Annotated in this window: 19 protein-coding genes; 6 read left to right on the top strand and 13 right to left on the bottom strand. The window is 60.0% G+C overall.

Going from position 1 to position 18,823, the window contains the following annotated elements:
• Nucleotides 1–143 precede the first annotated feature (143 nt).
• Together CAL20_RS16100 and CAL20_RS16095 are read left to right on the top strand one after the other, a co-directional pair.
• Nucleotides 144–1,028, top strand: a complete 885-nt coding sequence (locus CAL20_RS16100; RefSeq protein ID WP_094822068.1) for a LysR family transcriptional regulator — start codon at nucleotides 144–146, stop codon at nucleotides 1,026–1,028.
• Nucleotides 1,029–1,081: 53 nt separating this feature from the next.
• Entirely contained in the window at nucleotides 1,082–1,525 is a 444-nt protein-coding gene (locus CAL20_RS16095; protein WP_094838353.1) for an acyl-CoA thioesterase, read from the top strand.
• Nucleotides 1,526–1,594: 69 nt separating this feature from the next.
• Here CAL20_RS16095 and CAL20_RS16090 read toward each other — a convergent pair whose 3' ends face one another.
• The 5 genes from CAL20_RS16090 to CAL20_RS16070 are packed head-to-tail and all read right to left on the bottom strand — an operon-like array spanning nucleotide 1,595 to nucleotide 7,849.
• Nucleotides 1,595–3,358, bottom strand: a complete 1,764-nt coding sequence (locus tag CAL20_RS16090; protein WP_094838352.1) for a gamma-glutamyltransferase family protein — start codon at nucleotides 3,356–3,358, stop codon at nucleotides 1,595–1,597.
• 52 nt (nucleotides 3,359–3,410) lie between these two features.
• On the bottom strand, nucleotides 3,411–4,430 hold the full coding sequence (locus tag CAL20_RS16085) for a Bug family tripartite tricarboxylate transporter substrate binding protein (RefSeq protein ID WP_094822065.1): 1,020 nt from the start codon (nucleotides 4,428–4,430) through the stop codon (nucleotides 3,411–3,413).
• 33 nt (nucleotides 4,431–4,463) lie between these two features.
• A complete protein-coding gene (locus tag CAL20_RS16080; protein WP_179266683.1) occupies nucleotides 4,464–5,480 on the bottom strand; it encodes a Bug family tripartite tricarboxylate transporter substrate binding protein in 1,017 nt (338 codons plus the stop codon).
• 17 nt (nucleotides 5,481–5,497) lie between these two features.
• Entirely contained in the window at nucleotides 5,498–6,520 is a 1,023-nt protein-coding gene (locus CAL20_RS16075; protein ID WP_094838351.1) for a dipeptidase, read from the bottom strand.
• 45 nt (nucleotides 6,521–6,565) lie between these two features.
• Nucleotides 6,566–7,849 carry an NAD(P)/FAD-dependent oxidoreductase gene (locus tag CAL20_RS16070; RefSeq protein WP_094822063.1) on the bottom strand — a complete coding sequence of 428 codons (1,284 nt, stop codon included), beginning with the start codon at nucleotides 7,847–7,849 and terminating at the stop codon, nucleotides 6,566–6,568.
• 176 nt (nucleotides 7,850–8,025) lie between these two features.
• Between CAL20_RS16070 and CAL20_RS16065 the strand changes: the two genes are divergently transcribed.
• Complete coding sequence (locus CAL20_RS16065; RefSeq protein ID WP_256981545.1) at nucleotides 8,026–8,790, top strand: IclR family transcriptional regulator; 765 nt, start codon at nucleotides 8,026–8,028, stop codon at nucleotides 8,788–8,790.
• A 43-nt stretch (nucleotides 8,791–8,833) separates the two neighbouring features.
• Here the strand turns inward: CAL20_RS16065 and CAL20_RS16060 are convergent, their stop codons facing one another.
• On the bottom strand, nucleotides 8,834–9,130 hold the full coding sequence (locus CAL20_RS16060) for a putative signal transducing protein (protein ID WP_094838350.1): 297 nt from the start codon (nucleotides 9,128–9,130) through the stop codon (nucleotides 8,834–8,836).
• Nucleotides 9,131–9,401: 271 nt separating this feature from the next.
• Between CAL20_RS16060 and CAL20_RS16055 the strand changes: the two genes are divergently transcribed.
• Together CAL20_RS16055 and CAL20_RS16050 are read left to right on the top strand one after the other, a co-directional pair.
• The gene (locus tag CAL20_RS16055; protein ID WP_094822061.1) at nucleotides 9,402–10,055 is read left to right on the top strand and encodes a DsbA family oxidoreductase; all 654 of its coding nucleotides are present in this window, start codon (nucleotides 9,402–9,404) and stop codon (nucleotides 10,053–10,055) included.
• A 69-nt stretch (nucleotides 10,056–10,124) separates the two neighbouring features.
• On the top strand, nucleotides 10,125–11,114 hold the full coding sequence (locus CAL20_RS16050; protein ID WP_094838349.1) for a Bug family tripartite tricarboxylate transporter substrate binding protein: 990 nt from the start codon (nucleotides 10,125–10,127) through the stop codon (nucleotides 11,112–11,114).
• An 83-nt stretch (nucleotides 11,115–11,197) separates the two neighbouring features.
• Here the strand turns inward: CAL20_RS16050 and CAL20_RS16045 are convergent, their stop codons facing one another.
• From CAL20_RS16045 to CAL20_RS16015, 7 genes are all read right to left on the bottom strand, one after another.
• Entirely contained in the window at nucleotides 11,198–11,827 is a 630-nt protein-coding gene (locus CAL20_RS16045) for a Maf family protein (protein WP_306431391.1), read from the bottom strand.
• 32 nt (nucleotides 11,828–11,859) lie between these two features.
• Complete coding sequence (gene rlmH / locus CAL20_RS16040) at nucleotides 11,860–12,330, bottom strand: 23S rRNA (pseudouridine(1915)-N(3))-methyltransferase RlmH (protein ID WP_094822058.1); 471 nt, start codon at nucleotides 12,328–12,330, stop codon at nucleotides 11,860–11,862.
• A 152-nt stretch (nucleotides 12,331–12,482) separates the two neighbouring features.
• A complete protein-coding gene (gene rsfS / locus CAL20_RS16035) occupies nucleotides 12,483–12,884 on the bottom strand; it encodes a ribosome silencing factor (RefSeq protein ID WP_094838348.1) in 402 nt (133 codons plus the stop codon).
• Between the two features lie 84 nt (nucleotides 12,885–12,968).
• Complete coding sequence (nadD, locus tag CAL20_RS16030; protein WP_094838347.1) at nucleotides 12,969–13,598, bottom strand: nicotinate (nicotinamide) nucleotide adenylyltransferase; 630 nt, start codon at nucleotides 13,596–13,598, stop codon at nucleotides 12,969–12,971.
• Nucleotides 13,599–13,618: 20 nt separating this feature from the next.
• Nucleotides 13,619–14,530, bottom strand: coding sequence for an oxygen-dependent coproporphyrinogen oxidase (gene hemF, locus CAL20_RS16025; protein WP_094838346.1), 912 nt, complete (start codon nucleotides 14,528–14,530; stop codon nucleotides 13,619–13,621).
• A 135-nt stretch (nucleotides 14,531–14,665) separates the two neighbouring features.
• Nucleotides 14,666–15,967 (bottom strand): phosphoribosylamine--glycine ligase, encoded by a 1,302-nt coding sequence (gene purD / locus CAL20_RS16020; RefSeq protein ID WP_179266682.1) that lies wholly within the window; start codon nucleotides 15,965–15,967, stop codon nucleotides 14,666–14,668.
• A 139-nt stretch (nucleotides 15,968–16,106) separates the two neighbouring features.
• Nucleotides 16,107–16,838, bottom strand: coding sequence for a YebC/PmpR family DNA-binding transcriptional regulator (locus CAL20_RS16015; protein WP_094838344.1), 732 nt, complete (start codon nucleotides 16,836–16,838; stop codon nucleotides 16,107–16,109).
• A gap of 361 nt (nucleotides 16,839–17,199) precedes the next feature.
• Between CAL20_RS16015 and CAL20_RS16010 the strand changes: the two genes are divergently transcribed.
• Complete coding sequence (locus CAL20_RS16010; protein WP_094822052.1) at nucleotides 17,200–18,729, top strand: helicase HerA-like C-terminal domain-containing protein; 1,530 nt, start codon at nucleotides 17,200–17,202, stop codon at nucleotides 18,727–18,729.
• Nucleotides 18,730–18,823 lie beyond the last annotated feature (94 nt).

Here is an 18,823-nt window from a genome sequence, read left to right as displayed (position 1 = left end):
GAGACTGGGCGACGCGCTGTAGGCTGTGCGGCGTTCTGCTGGGGCTGGTGAATGCCTGGATTCTAGGCAGTGCTCTAACATAGGAACCAATCACATAAATAGTGCCGGTCATAAACGCGGCTTATGGAGACGTTGGGTCCGCTATGCTTGCTCGTATTCAATTGCGCCATTTAGAGGCTTTTCATGCCGTCATGATGTCGGGCTCGATCACGGGCGCGGCGGCGTTGTTACACGTTACGCAGCCCGCGGTCAGCGCGACGATCAAGCATTTTGAGCAGCGCCTGGGGTTTACGCTGTTTCAACGTCAAGGTGGCAGGCTGGTCCCAACGCCGGAGGCTCGCGCACTCTTGCCGGAGGTGCAGGATATTTTCGGGCGGGTTGCCGGTTTGGAGCGCTTTAGCCAGGACCTTGCCGAAGGCATTCAGGGATCGCTGTCTATCGCGGCCAGCTCGCCTATCGCCAATGCATGGTTGGCGCAGGCAGTCGCCGAGTTCGTGAAGATACGCCCAAAGGTCCGCGTCTCACTGCAATCGATGGACTCGAATCTGATTACGGAAAAGCTTATCAATGAACAAATAGATCTGGGCGTGGCTTTTGCTCCGGGAGAGCACGAGGGCGTGCAATCGCTGCCTATGGGGCATGCGGAGCTGAGCTGTATTTTCCTTGAGACGCATCCCTTGGCCGCACTCGAGTCGATTACTGTTGAGGATCTGTCTCTTTATCCGGTGATTACTTATGTTCCGCAAGCGTTGTTGCGTCGTTGTCTGGCGGAGTTTCTCAATCCACCGCCGAACATACAGGTGGAAGTCGCGACGTCAATGACGGGAATTGTGCTGGCTTTTCACGGCGCAGGAGTTGCGCTGGTTGAATCGAGTCTGTTGAATGCGTTGCCTGTGCCGGGGCTGACGAGCCGACCGTTGACGCCCGAGGTCCAGGTGCATAGTTATGTGTCGTGGAGTACGCTGCGGCCACAGACCGAGCTCGCGCGAACGTTTGTGCAGCATTTGAAAAGCTCGCCGGTCGCGTAGAACGGGCCTTTTGTCAGGCGATCTCTTACCTCCCTCTCGTTGAGTTAGACAGTATGAGCAGACCACAACCCATCAGCCGCAACGACTATCCGGTCTTTGTCCCGATCCAGACGCGATGGATGGACAACGACGTGTATGGCCATGTCAATAACGTGACCTACTATTCGTATTTCGACACGGCGGTCAATCATTATCTGATCCAATGTGGCGTGCTCGACTTTACATCGGGCAGCACGATTGGTCTGGTCGTTGAAACGGGTTGCCAGTATTTCTCGTCAGTGTCGTTTCCCGATACGCTCGAGGCAGGCCTGCGTGTGGCGCATATTGGACGATCGAGTGTTCGATATGAGGTCGGTATCTTTAAAGCAGGCGACACAGAGACGCGCGCGGCGGGGCACTTTGTGCATGTCTATGTCGATAAGGAAACCCGTCGGCCTGCACCGATTCCGGCTGATTTTTTGGCTGCGCTGGAACCGTTGTTGAAAGCAGGCGTTTGAGTTGGCTCGAGTCCATTTTCTGATTTGAACAGCGCTGTTGTTTGATCCGCCGCTTAAGTTTTTTTGACGTCACCAACCACTTGCGTACGCCGGTCTGCGCGGGTCCGCCGCGCCCCATCGGATCCCTGTTTGTTGATCATATTTCACTGCGCACATTGCGCCGGCGCGCCAGTTGCGGCCTGCCCACCACTGCACGGCGTGGCCCAGCGCTTTCAATTCGTCACCGACGCTGTGGTCCACCATGTCCTCGATCATGAGACGGCCTGGCATCGCGTTATGAGGCTCAAACGACGACGGAAAGCTGAAAGTCGCAAAGCGGGGAGCCTCGATAGCTTGTTGCAGTTCCATGCCGAACACTTCGATATTCAGAAACGTCTGCAACATCGCTTGACACTGCACGTCTCCACCGGGTGTGCCGAAGGGCATGACATATTGTCCAGGCCTGATTGCCAGAGACGGGTTGGGCGTCAGGCGAGGGCGGCGCCCAGCGCCGACGCGGCAGGGGTGCTCGGGATCAGCCCAGGATTGGCTGCCGCGCCCGGATGCGCACAACCCAGTGCCTGGGATAACAGGCGTGTTATATGAGCCGTCGCTAGGGGTTGCGGAAAATGCATTGCCATCTTTATCGACGACGGCGACATATGAGGTATCCAACCGGGGATCGGTGCGGGCCGTATCCTCAGCAGTCGCAGGCCGCATCTCGATCGCACGGTTCTGCGGCAATCGACCGGCCGCCGGCATGTCGGGGCCTGCATGGTTCATGGCAATCATGGCCAGACGTTCAGCGGCATAGGCTTTGGATAGCAGCTCCTGTTGCGGCACGGTCGCGTAGCGAGGGTCGGCATAGTGCACTTCGCGATCTGCAAAGGCCAGTTTGATGGCTTCCGTCAGCAAGTGGATGTACGAGGCCGAGTTGTGGCCTAGCGCACGCAAGTCTCGCGATTCGAGGATGTTCAGCATTTGCAGCAGCGATGGGCCCTGGCACCAGAACCCACAGCTATGGACCTGTGTGCCTCGAAAGTCGATGCTCAGCGCCGGGTCTACCTCGACGGAGAAATCGCGCAAATCCTCATGGCTCAGCCAACCGCCTTCTTGTTTGTGATAGTTGACGATGGCGGTTGCGATATCGCCTTCGTAAAAGGCGCGGCGTGCGGCTGCGAGACCCGCCAGACGGCCGCTGCCTTGGCAGAGGCGTTCTTCGTCCGCCATATATTGGAGACTGGCCGCGAGATCCGCCTGGCGAAAGATGGATCCGGCGACAGGAGGCTGGCCGCCAGGCAGATAGACGGCAGCACTCGAGGCCCAGCGGGCGTAGTTTTTGGCGTTGTCGGCGATTACCTCTGCCATCAGGGGGTACATGACAAAGCCTTCGCGGGCCAACCGTATCGCGCCAGCGGCGACCTCGCCAAAACTCATTGTGCCAAAACGCTCCAACGCCGTGATCCACGCGTCTGGCGCGGCAGGGATGACCGTGCGTAAAACTCCGGCAGGGATGGTGCCGCCGAATTTCTGCATGAACGTTTCCAGACGGGTTGCGCGGGGCCAGTATCCCAGCCCGGAAATGCTCCACACCTTATTTGATTTTGCTTCGTAGACCAGGATGGGCGCCACGCCGCCTACGTTGACGATATCGCTCTGGACCACTCCTAGCGCAATGCCTGCCGCGACACCGGCATCAATGGCGTTGCCGCCTTGCTGTAGAACGTCCATCCCCGCCTGCGTCGCGAGATAGTGGCCGGCCGAGATCATGTGCTTCAGGCCGGCCAGGGTGGGCCGCATCGATGAAGGGGCGCTGCCGGCAGTGAGGTCGGGAGCGTATGTCGTAGTGGACATGGCAATCTCTAATGGGTGGTCAAGCGTGCGCGTCTTCGAAGATCGAGCGGAGTCATTGTGGCGTGATGCCGAGCTTTTGCGTGACAGATTTCCACCGGTCGAATTCCGCGGTCAGGTACTTTCGAAACTCCGCTGGGGAACTGCCCTCGATGATGACGTCCCTGTCTTCCATGGTGCGGCGGACGTCGGGACTTTTCAATGCGGTTTTGGTTGCTTTGTACAAGGCATCGACAATTTCAGGCGGCGTTCCTTTGGGCACAAGCAGGCCATACCACGAGCCACCGACCAATGCCGGAAAGCCGCTTTCTTTTGCGGTCGGGATGTCTGGCGCCCGCTCCAGGCGTTGTTCGCTGAAGACGGCCAGTGCCTTGAGTTTGCCGTTTTTGATCAGCGGCAGTGTTGTGCCTGGGGTATCCAGAGTGTATTGCACCTGACCCGCCATGGTGTCGTTCAGCAGTGCTGAGCTGCCTTTATATGGGACATGTACCGTGTGGATACCCGAGTCCATGTTCAATTGCTCGGAAAAGAAATAATTGGCGGTCATGATGCCCGGCGAGGCGTAGTTCACCTCGCCTGGATGCGCCTTTGCGTACTCGACCAGTTCGCGCAGATTATTGGGCGGAAATTTGGGATTCGCCACCAGGATGAATGGGCCCCCACCGATGCGGGTGACCGGGACGAGGTCATTCATCGGGTCATACGTGAGGCCTTTCACGGTCAGCGGCGCGCCGGTCAACGGCGACGCTGTGGCGAACATCACGGTATAGCCGTCGGGCGCGGATCTGACGACTTGTTGGGCTGCGATGGTACCGCTGGCGCCGCCCCGGTTTTCCACGATGACAGTTTGCTTGAGTTCTTTGCCCAACTGTTGTGCCAAGACGCGTGCCACGGTGTCGGTGCCTCCACCGGGCGGGTAGCCGACAATCAGGCGTATTGGTTGCTCAGGCCAGGGCTCGGCTGCCTGGATGGTGGCTGGCAGGCACGTCGTCAATAGCGCTGCAAAGGCGCTGAGCCGCGCGGTGCGGCGGATGCTGGATTGCACTTTCAAGAACACTGCTGAACGAGTCGTCATGGTGATCTCCTGAATGCGTGAGGCGGGCAGGGGTTATTTAGAAGCCAATCCCAGTTTCTGAACAATTTCGGCTTCTTGTTGATACTGCTCTTTCGCATAGGCCGCGTACTCCTCGCCATTCATATAGACCAGTTCCTGTCCATACTGTGTCAGGATTTGTTTGAAGGCATCAGATTCTGCGATGTCTTTGAATACGGCATGCAGCTTGGCGACCGTCTCAGGCGGCATGCCTTTGGGACCTGCAATACCAAAAGGTGCATTCGCAGGCGGTGTGCCATCCAGTTCATGCAAGGTGGGAGTCTGGGGATATTGCGCACTGCGTTGCGCACCCCACGTGACCAGCATACGCATTTTTCCGGCTTGCACCAAGGGCTGTACTGTCGTGGACCCGGCGTATGCCGAGACTTGGCCGCCTAGTACTGCCGTGATGACATCGGACTCACCCTTGTATGGTATGTGACGCCATGTCACGTTGTTGCGGGTCGCGATCTGTTCCATCATGACATTCGAGGCGCTACCCACGCTCGCCGTGCCGTAAGTGATCTCGTTCGGATGCTGTTGGGCAAAGCTGATGAATTCGCCCCATGTCTTATGAGGAGACGCCGCAGGTACCGCGACACCCAATGTATACCCGCTGAGCATCATGATGTAGGTGAAATCGCGAGTGGGGTCATAGCCCATATCCTGGATGTGCGGCATGCGATAGACGGGGCTGGGCAGGATGGCGAGCGTGTAGCCGTTGGGTTCAGCCGTTTTGATGGCACGCGCGCCGAGTGTGGCGCCTGCACCGCCCCGGTTCTCGATTACGATGGATTGCCCCAGTTTGGGCGCAGCCAGCTCGGCAAACTTGCGGATGACGGTATCCGTCGAACCGCCCGCTTGATAGGGCACGATGATATGCACAGGCCGAGTGGGGTAGTCATCCGCTGCGGATGCTGTAATGGGAAGGATTGCGGCCATACCGGTTACCAAGGCGGCGGCAAATCTGGCGCAACGGGAGATGGACTGTTGTGGTGCAGCGTTGCGAATGCTGCTGGCGAGTGATGTCATGAGGATCTCCGCGAGTTTCAGTTGGCGTCCCAGGCTTGCGCAAACGCACGGGCGAAGTTGCCGCCCAGCACGCCCAGGATCTGGCTGTCCGTCAACCCGGCCTGATGCAGCGCCTCGGTGAAGGCGGGAAATTGTGCCGGGGTGGGCATCTCGACGGGATATCGTGCTTCCATCACATCGCCGAAGGCATCGGAGAAGTCTCCGCCGGATCTGGCGTATTTGGTGCGCGACATCACCATCACGTGACGCACGGCCTCATAGGTGTCTACGGACGGATAGTCGGTGCCTATGCCCACATGTTCGTAGCCAACCAGGTCTCCGATATATTTGACGTTCGCGACGAAGTCCGACAACAAGGGCTGTTGCTTCGGATCGCCGCTCCAATTGAGGTAGGCGTGAATGCTGCAGCCGATCACGCCGCCCGTAGCTGCCACCGCCTTGATGACGTCGTCCGATTTGTTGCGCGGGCGCTTGATCACGGCATTCGCGTTGGCATGGGTCAGAAAAACCGGCCGAGTGCTGCGTGCCGCGGCGTCCAGGCAAGTCTGGGGCGCGCAATGGCTCAGGTCGATCGCTATGCCGACGCGATTCATCTCGTCGACCATATTCAGGCCCAGATCGCTCAAGCCTGCATTGCGTTTTTCGAGGCATCCGTCGCCGATCAGATTGGCCTCGTTGTAGGTCAGTTGAATGACACGGATGCCGAGTGTGTGGAAAAGCGCGACACGGTCGATCTGATCGCCGAGAGGCTTGGCATTTTGCCAACCCATGATGAGTCCGAGCTTGCCGGTCTGCTTGGCGCGCGCGATATCTTCGGCGTTTTCGACCAGCAGCCAGGGGCTATCAGGCGCCGCACAACGTTGACGCCATAGCATGGTGTCTTTAAGTGCCTGTTCAAAATCGGCGCCCATGTCGCTGATTGTGACGTTGATGGCGCTCACGCCACCGGTCAACATGTCGCGGGTACTGCCATCACTAAAGAAAACCAGGCCATCGACAATCGTGGCTTGACGATGCAAATCGGCGGTGCGGCTGATCATGAACTATTTCCCTTGCTATTGAGATGATTATTTGGACTGGATGACCTAGCGGTGGTATCGGTCATAGCGGAATGGCTTCAAGTCAACAGTGGTTCGTTTACCTTGAATGAGCTGAGCCATGGCCTCGCCGGCGGCGGGTCCGATACCAAAGCCATGACCGGAAAACCCCGAGGCCAGAAATAGGCCGGGCACATTGGGCACGGCATCCATGACGGGCATCGCATCTGGTGTGACATCGATGTAGCCTGCCCAGGATTGTGCGATGCGGGCGTGATGGAATGCCGGAAAGGCGTCCGTCAATTTCTTCCAGGCCTGCGCATTGCCTCGTATCGACGGACGCGGATCCAACACGCGATGGCGTTCGAACGGCGATTGTCGATCCGTGGGGTAACGGCGAGGCAGGGACAGCTCTTCGAAAAACCGTTTGCCGAATCTCAACCGCACAAAGCTGCGATTGGCCAGCCATGAGCGCATGAAGTAACGCATCAATCTGAAACTATCGGGCACGACATCCGCCATCGAGGCGCCGAATTGCGATACGGTGTAGCCGCCGTCTGCACGCTTGCGGCAGGTAAAGTCCTTGCCGTTGATCGCCGCTGTCGAACCCGTATCGACGGGTGTCGTGCGCAGTACCGACCCACGAACCTTTAGCTGGGGAAAGTCTGCGCCCAAGTTGCCGCAAAACAGCCTGGACCAGGCGCCGGCAGCGATCAGTACCGTGGCGGTTTCGACACGCCCCTTTTCGGTGAGCAGAGCGGATACTCGCCCCGCGGACTGTTCTACGCCACGCACGGCGCAGTCTTCCAGAATTTGAGCTCCGGCGGCGCGTGCTAATGCGGCGATCGCAGTCGTGGCCAATTGGGGCTCGGCAACGCCGTCGGTGGCGCTGTACATGGCCCCGGTCCAGACCCGGGCGGTTTGGGGCAGCAGGCGTTTGGCGGCCACGCTATCAAGCAGGCGCGCATCGGTGCCATAGGCTCGTGCATTGTCGATCCAGGCTTGGTGCGAGGATGCGTCCGCATCATTGTCCTGCAAGTACAGCATGCCTGTACGGCGAAATCCCACATCGATTTGCTCTTGGATTTCTCCCCAAATCTGATTCGAACGTATCGCCAGCGGGACCTCTGGCAGATCGCGTCCCAGCGTCCTGACCCACCCCCAATTGCGGGACGACTGTTCACAGCCTAGCGTTGCTTTTTCAAATACCGCCGTCCGCACGCCGGCGCGGGCGAGGGCGTAGGCGGTGCTGATTCCGATGATGCCGCCGCCCACGATGGCGACCTCGACATGATCCGGAAATGCGGCTGAATGACTGCTTTGGTGGTGCAACGCTCACCCCTTCTGTTGTTGTTTATTATCGCTATTCGATAAATAAAAACGTATAGCGATATAATGATGGGAATTTATACTGCAAGGCCGTCCACGCGGCAACGTCTGGGTTTCCCTAGGAAGGACGATGGCGGGTCTGGCTGCTAATCTGCGTCTCGCCAATTTTTGGAGTTTGAATGTCTGAGCCTTCCGCGTTGATGATCCAGTCATTGGAGAAAGGACTGTCGGTGCTCGAGTCGTTTCGAGCCCATGCCTCGCTGAGTCTGCAGGAGATCGCCCAGATCAACGGCATCACGATGGGGTCGGCGCAGCGCGTGGCGTATACGCTGGAGCGCACAGGCTATTTATCGAAGGACCCGCGTAGTAAGCGTTATAGCGTGACCGTCAAAGGCGTCGGGCTGGGGTACAGCTATCTGTATCGGCAACCGTTGTTTCAACACGCGCATGCTGTGCTGCATCAGCTGAATCAGGAGTGCGGAGAAATCGTCAATTTGAGCGTGCCTGACGATGCGGACAACATGGTCTTTGTCATGCGGGTCGCGCCAGCTCGCCATATCCCGGAGTACATGCCGGTGGGCACCCGTATCCCATGCATATCGTCCGCGTCGGGGCGTGCTTTATGGGCGCATTTGCCACCTGCGGAACTCGATCAGAAGCTGGAGTCTGTCACACCTGTAAAGCACACGCCGCGCACCACCACCGACATTGCGGCGTTGCGAGCGTTGATCGAGCAAGCCCGCCACGATCAGTATGGCTATGCGGACGAGGAGTTTTATGCGGGCGATGTGAACGTCGCGGCCGCCATCTATGACGAAACCGGTGCGCCGATAGGGGCGGTGAATATCTCTGTTCCCAAGCCGCGCTGGTCATTGGACCGTGCGCGGCAAGAACTGGGGCCATTGGTCATGCGTGCGGCGAGGGCTATCAGCAAGCGCAAATAGACCGGTGTCGCGATTAAGCGATTGAGCGATTAAGACGTCGCGCTTATTCGTTACTCTGCGAACGTGCAGCGCCGCATTGCCAGCAGGTGGTGAATTGAGGCTCCAGCCATTCGCCGCAGTCGTCGCAGTGCCAATTGAATCTGGCGTTGAATAGCTCGTTCCTCACTGGGCCATCGATAATTTGCATGGCCGCGGCCTTATCCTGCGCGTTTTCCAACCAGATATCTGGGCCGCATTGGTCCACGGGGATTTCCCCCGCGCCGCCTTGCATGTAGCGGTTCGTGAGGTGGCAGGGGATGCCTGCTTGCGTCAGCAGGTTGAGCCAGTGTTGAGCCAGCATTAACAGTGTTGAGCCAGCATTAAATCGGGGGCTCGCGTTAGTCGGATCATGGGCGCGTCCGGGTGATGGCAGACGCGTTAATCATAAGGCAAGCAGATGCAAAATCATGCAGTCGACCACTCAGGCGGTTTTATGTCGCCATGCCGTTTGACGGCGGTGAATTCTATTGATTGGCGGCCCGTGTTAGATTGATGTTTTAGCCTCCAGCTCGTATTTCCTTGTATTTGGTGCATAGGCTTACTCCATCAGCACACTTCGTTCGGAGCCATTCATGTCCAAAAAGATCAAAATTGATTTCGTATCCGATGTCGCGTGCCCGTGGTGTGCAGTAGGCCTGGGTGGGTTGTTGACCGCTATCGATCGCATCGGCTCCGAGGCGCAGTTCGAGATTCATATGCAGCCGTTCGAGCTGAATCCGGATATGCCCAAGGGTGGGCAGAATACGGGTGAGCGTTTGATGAAAAAGTACGGCTTTGACCAGGCGCGTTTGCAGGAGAACCGCAAGGTGATCGCGGAGCGCGCGGCAGCGGTGGGGATGCCGATGCATCAGACTGAGGAGAGCCGCTCCTACAATACGTTCGGCGCGCACCGATTGCTGCATTGGGCAGGCACGCTGGGGCAGGAGCAGCAAGTCGCGCTCAAGCGGCAACTGCTGAAGGTCTATCACTTTGATAACTACGACACTAGTGAGACCGACGTGTTGGTACAAGCCGCACAAGACGTGGGGCTGGACGCAGATGCTGCCCGCGATGTCGTAGAGTCCGGACGCTACACGGACGAGGTTCGCGCGGAGCAGGCGAAATGGCGCGAGTTGGGGATTACTTCTGTGCCGTCAGTGATCATTAATGATAAGTATCTGGTGTCTGGCGGGCAGCCGCCCGAGGCGTTTGAGCAGGCGTTGCGTCAGGTCGCGTCGGAGACGTGATAGCCAGCGCGTCGTATTCAACGGCGCAGTACCGTAATGTGATGATTTTTTCTGATCAGGCATTTTTCTATGACCACACTATTGCGTCGTTATAAACAGGTTGCGTTTGCACTCTCTCTCGGGCTGTCTGCTTTGTCCGCTCAGGCTGAATCGGCGGATAGCTATCCGAGCAGGCCCGTCACGATGGTTATCGGCTGGGCTGCCGGTGGGCCGGCGGACGGCGTAGGGCGCATGGTGGCCGCGGAAATGGGCAAGCATTTGGGCCAGTCCATTGTCGTGGACAACAAAGGAGGAGCGGGCGGCAATATTGGCTCGGTGGCTGCTGCACGCGCCGCGCCTGATGGCTACACCATCATGTTGGCGACGGTCGCATCGCACGGGCTGAATTCAGCGCTCTACGACAATATCGGATATGACCCGATCAAGGATTTTGCGCCGGTAGGGTTGGTCAATACTTCGCCTTCGACGATGTTGGTGCCGCTGGATTCGCCGTTTAAAACGGTCCAGGATTATGTGGCGTACGCGAAAGCGAATCCGGGGAAGTTGACGTACGGCTCCGGCGGTGTGGGCTCGTCGCAGCATCTGGCGGGAGCGAGTTTCAAGACACGTACCGGAATCGATATTTTGCACGTCCCGTTCAAAGGCACTGCGCCCGCGTTGACGGATGTGATGGCGGGCCGTATCGATATGATCATCACGACGGGTGCGATGGCGCCGATTGCTTCGGGCAAAGTGCGTCCCCTGGCGATCACGGCGAAATCGCGGATCGCCGCGTTGCCGGATGTGCCGACGTTTGATGAGGCGGGCGTCAAAGGGTTTTATATGGATTCCTGGTATGGGCTCGTGGCGCCTGCCGGGACGCCGCGTCCGATTTTGATGAAGTTGAATGAGGCCTTGACCAAGGCAATGCAAGATCCCGAACTGCGTAAAAAGTTCATAGATCTCGGCTCCGTGCCCGCTGAACCCATGTCGATCGATACGTATTGGGATATGGTGCAAAAGGGGATGGTCGAGGCAGCGGAGCTGGTGCAGATCTCCGGGGCGAAAGCGGAAAAGTAATTCCGCCGCGTTTATCCAAACAAAAAATGGCCAGCCTGTGAATTGTGCAGGTTGGCCATTTGATTGGGGCGAATCAGATGAGGCTACGGCAGCAATATGCCCACGCGGCGCAGCAGATTCGCCGTTTCAAATACGGGTAAGCCCATGACGCCGGTGTAGCTGCCGGCGAGATGGGCGATGAATGTGCCTGCCAGGCCCTGGATGCCGTACGCGCCCGCCTTGCCAAAGGGTTCGCCGCTGTCGCAGTAGCGGGCGATGTCGTCTGCGTCGAGTGTGCGCATGCGGACTTCGGAGATCGATACGTCTTCGTACAGTTGGCCGTCGTGCCACAGGACGACGGCGGTATGAACGTGATGAGCGGTGCCGGACAGGCGGCTGAGCATGTCGATGGCGTGGGCGCGGTCGGTGGGTTTGCCCAATACCTCGTCGCGCAGGATGACAGTAGTATCGGCCGCCAGGATGGGCAGCGTTGATAGTGATTGGGATGTCATCCATTGCTGTCCGCGCTCGGCTTTTTCGCGCGCAGTGCGTTTGACGTAGTCCGCTGCCGCTTCGCCGGCATGCTGCGGCTCGTCTTCTCCTGGAGGCGCGGGGACTTGTAGTACCGTGTGGGCCACCCCGATCTGGGTCAACAGTTCACGGCGGCGCGGGCTGGCCGAGGCGAGATAGATCTGTGGGGTCATGTTGCTGGGAAAGGGGCTCGGGTTGACCATGAATGAGTCGGATAGTCTGGCGCCTGGTGATTTCAAGCCCGATGATAGGGATGATTGGTCATGATGGCCCAGGCACGATAGAGTTGCTCGGCGAGTACGACGCGCACCATGGGGTGCGGCAATGTCAGCGAAGACAGGCGTATTTGCCCGTCGCTGGCGGCTTTGAGCGAGGCGTCCAGGCCATCCGGGCCGCCCACCAGGAATACCACGTCCCGGCCATCGCCGCGCCATTGTTCGAGGCGCTGCGACAGGGCCATGGTGGTCAGATCGCGCCCGCGTTCGTCCAGTGCGAGTTTCAAGGCGCCAGGAGGTATGGCGGCCTCGATGCGGCGGGCTTCTGCCGCCATCATTTGCGCTGGTGTTTTACCGGTTGTGCGCGGTTCAGGCTTGATTTCCCGCAGTTCGAGGGCGCAGTCGGCGGGTAAGCGTTTCGCGTAGTCGTCCCAGGCGGTTTCGACCCAGGCGGGCATGCGGTTGCCGACGGCGATGACGATGAGTTTCACGTGATGGCCTCTGGCTGAAGGAGCTCACACGATACGGTTTGAGGCGTGATGAGTCCAGGGTACGGCAGCTTCAGTTTACGGCTAAGGAGGGCTCGACCCAAGGCGAATCAGGCTATGGCGAGTCGAGCCACGCGAGCTGGCTGTCGAGGATGTCAGGCTTCGTCGGTGTCGCCGGCTCGTTCAGCTGCGTGCACGGGCGATCCCGATCCGGGCAGCAGTTTGACGCGAACGGGTTTGTCGCCCCAGATTTCTTCGAGGTTGTAATACTGGCGGATTGCCGGCTGCATGACGTGGACGACAATATCGCCCAAGTCGACGACGACCCATTCGCCGGTGTCTTCGCCTTCGACGGTGATGCCGGTCAGGTCCAGGGCGCGGCCGCAATCGGCCACGCTGGAGGCCAGGGCGCGGGTTTGCCGGTTGGAGGTCCCGCTGGCAATGACCACGCGGTCGAACAGGCTGGTCAGGTGCGTCGTGTTAAAGACTTTGATGTCTTGGGCTTTGACGTCTTCGAGGGCGTCAATGACGGCGCGTTGTAGTTTTTGAATATCCATGGATGTAAATATAACCCGCGAGGGGACCTGGTGGAGCCGTTTGACGGCAGCGCGAATCCGGCTGCCGGGGGCGGCCTATTGGAATTAGCGGTAAAGGCCGTGTGCTGCGATGTAACGGGCGACCGGCTCGGTGAGCAGGCCCTCGGTCGTGTCGCCGCGAGCCAGTCTGGCACGGATGTCAGAGGCGGATATCGCCATGGGAGTAAAGGGCAGCGTGGTCAATTCGCGGTGTGTGGAGCCATCCTGACGGCGCTGGCTGGCTAGCCATTCGGTCAGTTCCTCTGGGGGAATCAATGGCGTGCCCGGGCGCGTCGCAACGGCCAGGTCTACCCTGGCGGAGATCTCTTGCCATTGGTGCCAAGTGCAGAAATTGGTCAGCTGATCGGCGCCCAGGATCCAGACGTAACGGGCGCCAGCCGGCAAGGCACGTATGGTGTCGACGGTGTAGGTGGCGCCGCCGCGTTCGATTTCGCTCGGATTGACGGCCATGCCGGACTCGCCATCGATCGCCAGCTCGATCATGCGCAGGCGATGCTCGGGCGCGGCGTTCAGGGGCGCGCGTTGCCATGGGTTGGCAGCGGGGATGAATTGCACCTGTGCGAGATGCAATTCACGCAAGGCCGCGCGAGCCAACGCCAGGTGGGCGAGGTGAATGGGGTCGAAACTGCCGCCCAGCAGGCCAATACGGGGTTCGTTTTCTTGATGGACAGGCATTGTGGACAGCGGCGTTGGGATTACACCCAGTCTCGGGGTTTCAGGAAGGCGGCGAGCTCGGATTCCGGCGTGCCGGGCTCGGGGTGCCAGTCGTACCGCCACTGTGCCATGGGCGGCATCGAAAGCAAAATCGACTCAGTGCGGCCACCGGATTGCAGGCCGAATAGCGTGCCGCGGTCAAATACGAGATTGAACTCGACATACCGCCCGCGCCGATAGGCCTGAAAATCGCGCTGAGCCTGTTCATACGGGATATGGCGGCGGCGTTCGACGATGGGCAGGTAGGCAGGCAAAAATGCGTCGCCAACCGAGCGCAGCAGCGCAAACGAGGCGTCAAAGCCGGGTTCGTTGAGGTCGTCGAAGAACACGCCGCCGACGCCGCGGGTTTCCTGGCGATGTTTCAGGAAAAAGTATTCGTCACACCAGCGTTTGTAGCGGGGATAGTACGTGTCGCCGTGGGGGGCGAGCGCATCGTGGCATATCTGGTGGAAATGCCGTGCGTCTTCTTCGAAGGGATAGTACGGTGTCAGGTCCATGCCGCCGCCGAACCAGAACACGTCGTCTTCGTCCTGCCCCGGACGAGCCGCAGCCATGAACATGCGCACGTTCATGTGCACGGTGGGCACATAGGGGTTGCGAGGATGCAACACCATCGACACGCCCATGGCTTGCCACGGACGGCCGGCCAGCTCTGGGCGGTGCGCGCTGGCAGAAGGAGGCAATTGGGTGCCTTGGACGTGGCTGAACAACACGCCGCCGCGTTCGAGCAACTGACCGCCTTCGATCAGGCGAGACACACCGCCGCCGCCTTCGGCGCGCTGCCAGGCGTCGGTGCGGAAGCCTTCGCCGCCGGCTTGCTCCAGCGCTTGCACGATGTGTGCTTGCAGGCCGGTCAGGTAGTCTCGTACGTCGGAAACGGGGATGTTGCTCATGCGGTGTCCAGATGGGATTCAGGCTGGTTGCTGACAAAAAGCGTCAGCAGCGTAGGGCGCGGCGGTTGGCGAGGAGCTGACGCCGCGTGACCTGGATAGCTTAAGCCTGAGGGGCCACCAATGCTTTGCGTTTGATTAAGGTTTGGCCTTTTGTTGGGACGGTTTCAGCGCGCGCCATCCGATGTCTGTCCGGTATTGGCGGCCATCGAAATGCACGCCGTCAACGGCAGCATAAGCGCGCTCGCGCGCCATGCGGACGGAGTCGCCCAATGCGGTGACGCAAAGCACGCGGCCGCCAGAGGTTTTCAATTGACCGTTCTCCAGGCGGGTGCCTGCGTGGAAAATGGTGCAGTCTTCGGTTTCGGCTGGCAGCGGCGCAATGGTGTCGCCGTTGCGCGGGGTGCCGGGGTAGTTGTGCGCGGCCAGAACGACGCCCAGCGCGGTACGTCGATCCCAGGTGATGTCGGCCTGGTCAAGCGTGCCCTCGACGGCGTGCTCGAGCGCATCGAGCAGATCGCTTTTGACGCGCATCATGATGGGCTGGGTTTCGGGGTCGCCCATGCGGCAATTGAATTCCAGCGTCTTGATAGCGCGATCCGGATCGTCGCCCGGCGCGATCATCAGGCCGGCGTACAGGAAACCCGTGTAGGGAATACCGTCGCGCGCCATGCCCTGTACGGTGGGCAGAATGATTTCGCGCATGATGCGGTGATGGAGTTCGGGCGTGACGATAGGGGCGGGCGAATAGGCGCCCATGCCGCCCGTGTTGGGACCGGCATCGCCGTCCTTCAGGCGCTTGTGGTCTTGGCTGGTGGCCAGCGCCAGGACGTTGCGGCCGTCGCACATGACGATGAAGCTGGCTTCTTCGCCGACGAGGCATTCTTCGATGACGACGCGGGCACCGGCCTCACCCATGCTACCGTCGCCGAGCATGGCGTCAATGGCGGCGTGGGCTTCGGCCAGGTCGGCGGCGACGACGACACCTTTGCCAGCGGCCAGGCCATCTGCCTTGATCACGATGGGCGCGCCTTCCTGGTCGACGTAGGCGTGCGCCTTGGCCGGATCGGTGAAGGTTTCGTAGCGGGCCGTGGGAATGCCATGGCGCACCATGAAGGCCTTGGCGTAGTCCTTGGAGCTTTCCAGCTGAGCGGCGGCCTTGGTCGGGCCGAAGATTTTCAGTTTGCGTTCACGAAAGACGTCGACGACGCCGGCTGCCAGAGGGGCCTCGGGGCCTACGACCGTCAGAGAAACTCCCTCGCGCTCGACGAAATCAGCCAGATCCTCTGGGCTGGTGAGCGGCACGTTTTGCAGCAGGTCGCCCTGCTCGGTGCCGCCATTGCCGGGCGCGACATAGACCTTGTGGACACGGGGCGAGCGGGCCAGGCGCCAAGCCAGGGCGTGTTCGCGGCCGCCAGAGCCGATTACCAGGAGTTTCATTTTTCGATGACTTCTTAAAGAGGCCAGGGCGTTGCCGCCACAGGCTTGGCACAAAAGGCTGACGGGTCGCCCCGTTTCGCCGGTCGGTTTTTACTGCAGACCCGCCCGGGGACATATGTCCCTGGGGTATGACGGTTAACTACTGGGCTTCGTCAAATACAACGGTGGTATAGACTTCCTGCACGTCGTCCAGGCTCTCCAGCGCGTCGAGCAGCTTTTGCATCTTGACGGCGTCGTCGCCAGTGAGCTCGGTTTCGTTTTGCGGCTTCATGATGATGCCGTCGACCTCGGCCTTCAGGCCGGCCGATTCGAACGCCTGGCGCACGGCGGCGTAGTCCGTTGGGGCGCAGATGACTTCGATGACGCCTTCGTCATCGGTGGTCACGTCTTCGGCGCCGGCTTCGAGGGCGGCTTCCATGACGGCGTCCTCGGGGGTGCCCGGTGCGAACACAAACTGGCCGCAATGTTTGAACATGAAGGCAACGGAGCCTTCTTGACCCAGGTTGCCGCCGTTTTTGGAGAAGGCGTGACGGACCTCGGCAACGGTACGGGTGCGATTGTCCGTCATGCAATCGACGATGACGGCCGCGCCGCCGATGCCGTAGCCCTCGTAGCGGACTTCTTCGTAGTTGGCGCCGTCGGTGCCGCCTGCGCCGCGCTGGATGGCGCGTTGGATGTTGTCCTTGGGCATATTGGCGTCGGTGGCCTTATCCCAGGCCATCCGCAGGCGCGGATTGCTGTCGGGATCCGGGCCGCCGGCACGCGCCGCGACGGTGATTTCACGAATGATTTTGGTCCAGAGCTTTCCGCGTTTGGCGTCTTGGCGGCCTTTGCGGTGCTGAATATTGGCCCATTTACTGTGTCCGGCCATGGTGTCCCAGATGAAAATGTCTGCAAAACCGGCATTTTACCGTGGTTGGAGGACAGACGAGTGGCCGGATGTGCGTTCTGTGCGCCTGCCAGACCATTGCACGGCCCGGCATTGACAATTCCTGCCGTTTTCCTATCTTCAAAGTCCGCACAAGGCTGCCCTTACGCTCTACACTTGCGGCACTGTTTTTTGCCGCCGAGCCGCCTCAAGGCAAAAGCGCCCCCTGGGGGGCAGCAAGCCGAAGGCGCGGCGTGGGGGCATTTTTCTGCCGCCGAGCCGCCTCAAGGCAAAAGCGCCCCCTGGGGGGGCAGCAAGCCGAAGGCGCGGCGTGGGGGCCTTGTCTTGCTGTCGGAGAGCACTGATGCCTGATCCCATTGTCATTGCAAAAAATAACGAGACTCAATTGGCCTTGTTGCCGGCATTGGCGAATCGCCACGGCTGTATCACAGGGGCGACGGGAACGGGTAAAACGGTCACCTTGCAGGTGCTGGCCGAGGCCTTTTCCCGTATGGGCACGCCGGTGTTCCTGGCTGACATCAAGGGTGATCTGACGGGCGTTTCCCAGCAAGGGACGGCGTCGCCCAAGTTGCAGGAACGCCTGAAAAACAACGGGTTGCCCGAGCCGGTCTGGGGCGGGAACCCGGCCGTGCTATGGGATGTGTTTGGTGAGCAGGGCCTGCCCGTGCGCGCGACGATCTCTGACATGGGGCCCTTGTTGTTGTCGCGCATGCTCGAGCTGAACGATACCCAAGAGGGCGTGTTGACCTTGGTGTTTCGAGTGGCCGACGACGAAGGACAGCTGCTGCTGGATCTGAAGGACCTGCGCGCCATGCTGCAAAACGTGGCCGACCGGGCCGCGGAACTGAAGACCAAGTATGGCAACGTGTCCTCGGCATCGGTGGGCGCGATCCAGCGCAATTTGCTGACACTGGAGTCGCAAGGCGCCGAGCAGTTTTTTGGCGAACCGATGCTGGATGTCGCAGATCTGATGCGCACCGACGCGCAGGGGCGCGGCATCATCAATATTCTGGCAGCCGACAAGTTGATGCAGGCGCCGCGTCTGTACAGCGTATTCCTGTTGTGGATGCTGGCCGATCTGTACGAAAAGCTGCCCGAAGTGGGTGATGTGGATCAACCCAAACTGGTGTTTTTCTTTGACGAAGCGCATCTGTTGTTCAACGATGCGCCCAAGGCGCTGTTGGACAAGATAGAACAGGTTGTGCGGTTGGTGCGATCCAAAGGGGTGGGCGTGTATTTCGTGACCCAGAATCCTCTGGATATCCCGGATACGGTATTGGGTCAGTTGGGCAATCGTGTGCAGCATGCGCTACGCGCGTTTACGCCACGCGACCAGAAGGCGGTCAAAACTGCCGCAGAGACCATGCGTCCGAATCCGGGACTGGATATCGAAGCGGCCATTACGGAACTGGGTGTGGGCGAGGCCCTGGTGTCGCTGCTCGATGCCAAAGGCCGACCAGAGCCCACGCAGCGCGCATGGATCATGCCGCCGGGCAGCCGTATCGGACCGGCCACGGACGCGGAGCGGCAGGCGCTGCGTCAGGATCCCACCATGTCGGCCAAGTATGCGAAGGCGGTCGATCGCGAGTCGGCATACGAGGTGTTGTCCGCTCGTGCCAGCACCGATGTGGCAAATGCGACGGCTGGATCTGCAGCAGGCAAGGCTGCGGGTGCGCAGAAGGGAACGGCGGAGCAGAGCGAGTCGGGCGGGGTGATGGACGGCTTGAACGAATTGCTGTTTGGCTCTACCGGCCCGCGTGGCGGCAAGCGTGACGGCGTGGTGCAGTCTGTCGTCAAGAGCACGGCACGTTCGATGGCGCGGCAGTTGGTGCGCGGGGTGCTGGGCTCGTTGCTGGGATCGAAGCGGCGTTGATTGCCGGGCGTCGTACGCCACGCTGACGCGTGGCACCGGCGTGATTTGTGTTCGCAGCCAAGACTCGCCTGCGAGGGGATCCACGCTGAGCGCG

This window comes from Bordetella genomosp. 4 (assembly GCF_002261185.1).
Lineage (GTDB): Bacteria > Pseudomonadota > Gammaproteobacteria > Burkholderiales > Burkholderiaceae_B > Bordetella_A.
Note: the sequence above shows the minus strand (reverse complement) of the source record. Positions and strands in the feature narration are given on the sequence as shown.

Coding starts and splice junctions, on each gene's coding strand:
- CAL20_RS16050 (WP_094838349.1), top strand. CDS start 10,125: ATGACCACACTATTGCGTCGTTATAAACAGGTTGCGTTTGCACTCTCT.
- nadD (WP_094838347.1), bottom strand. CDS start 13,598: ATGCCTGTCCATCAAGAAAACGAACCCCGTATTGGCCTGCTGGGCGGC.
- CAL20_RS16060 (WP_094838350.1), bottom strand. CDS start 9,130: ATGCTGGCTCAACACTGGCTCAACCTGCTGACGCAAGCAGGCATCCCC.
- purD (WP_179266682.1), bottom strand. CDS start 15,967: ATGAAACTCCTGGTAATCGGCTCTGGCGGCCGCGAACACGCCCTGGCT.
- CAL20_RS16100 (WP_094822068.1), top strand. CDS start 144: ATGCTTGCTCGTATTCAATTGCGCCATTTAGAGGCTTTTCATGCCGTC.
- hemF (WP_094838346.1), bottom strand. CDS start 14,530: ATGAGCAACATCCCCGTTTCCGACGTACGAGACTACCTGACCGGCCTG.
- CAL20_RS16095 (WP_094838353.1), top strand. CDS start 1,082: ATGAGCAGACCACAACCCATCAGCCGCAACGACTATCCGGTCTTTGTC.
- CAL20_RS16075 (WP_094838351.1), bottom strand. CDS start 6,520: ATGATCAGCCGCACCGCCGATTTGCATCGTCAAGCCACGATTGTCGAT.
- CAL20_RS16090 (WP_094838352.1), bottom strand. CDS start 3,358: ATGTCCACTACGACATACGCTCCCGACCTCACTGCCGGCAGCGCCCCT.
- CAL20_RS16065 (WP_256981545.1), top strand. CDS start 8,026: ATGTCTGAGCCTTCCGCGTTGATGATCCAGTCATTGGAGAAAGGACTG.
- CAL20_RS16010 (WP_094822052.1), top strand. CDS start 17,200: ATGCCTGATCCCATTGTCATTGCAAAAAATAACGAGACTCAATTGGCC.
- CAL20_RS16080 (WP_179266683.1), bottom strand. CDS start 5,480: ATGACATCACTCGCCAGCAGCATTCGCAACGCTGCACCACAACAGTCC.
- CAL20_RS16015 (WP_094838344.1), bottom strand. CDS start 16,838: ATGGCCGGACACAGTAAATGGGCCAATATTCAGCACCGCAAAGGCCGC.
- CAL20_RS16055 (WP_094822061.1), top strand. CDS start 9,402: ATGTCCAAAAAGATCAAAATTGATTTCGTATCCGATGTCGCGTGCCCG.
- rsfS (WP_094838348.1), bottom strand. CDS start 12,884: ATGGATATTCAAAAACTACAACGCGCCGTCATTGACGCCCTCGAAGAC.
- CAL20_RS16085 (WP_094822065.1), bottom strand. CDS start 4,430: ATGACGACTCGTTCAGCAGTGTTCTTGAAAGTGCAATCCAGCATCCGC.
- CAL20_RS16045 (WP_306431391.1), bottom strand. CDS start 11,827: ATGGTCAACCCGAGCCCCTTTCCCAGCAACATGACCCCACAGATCTAT.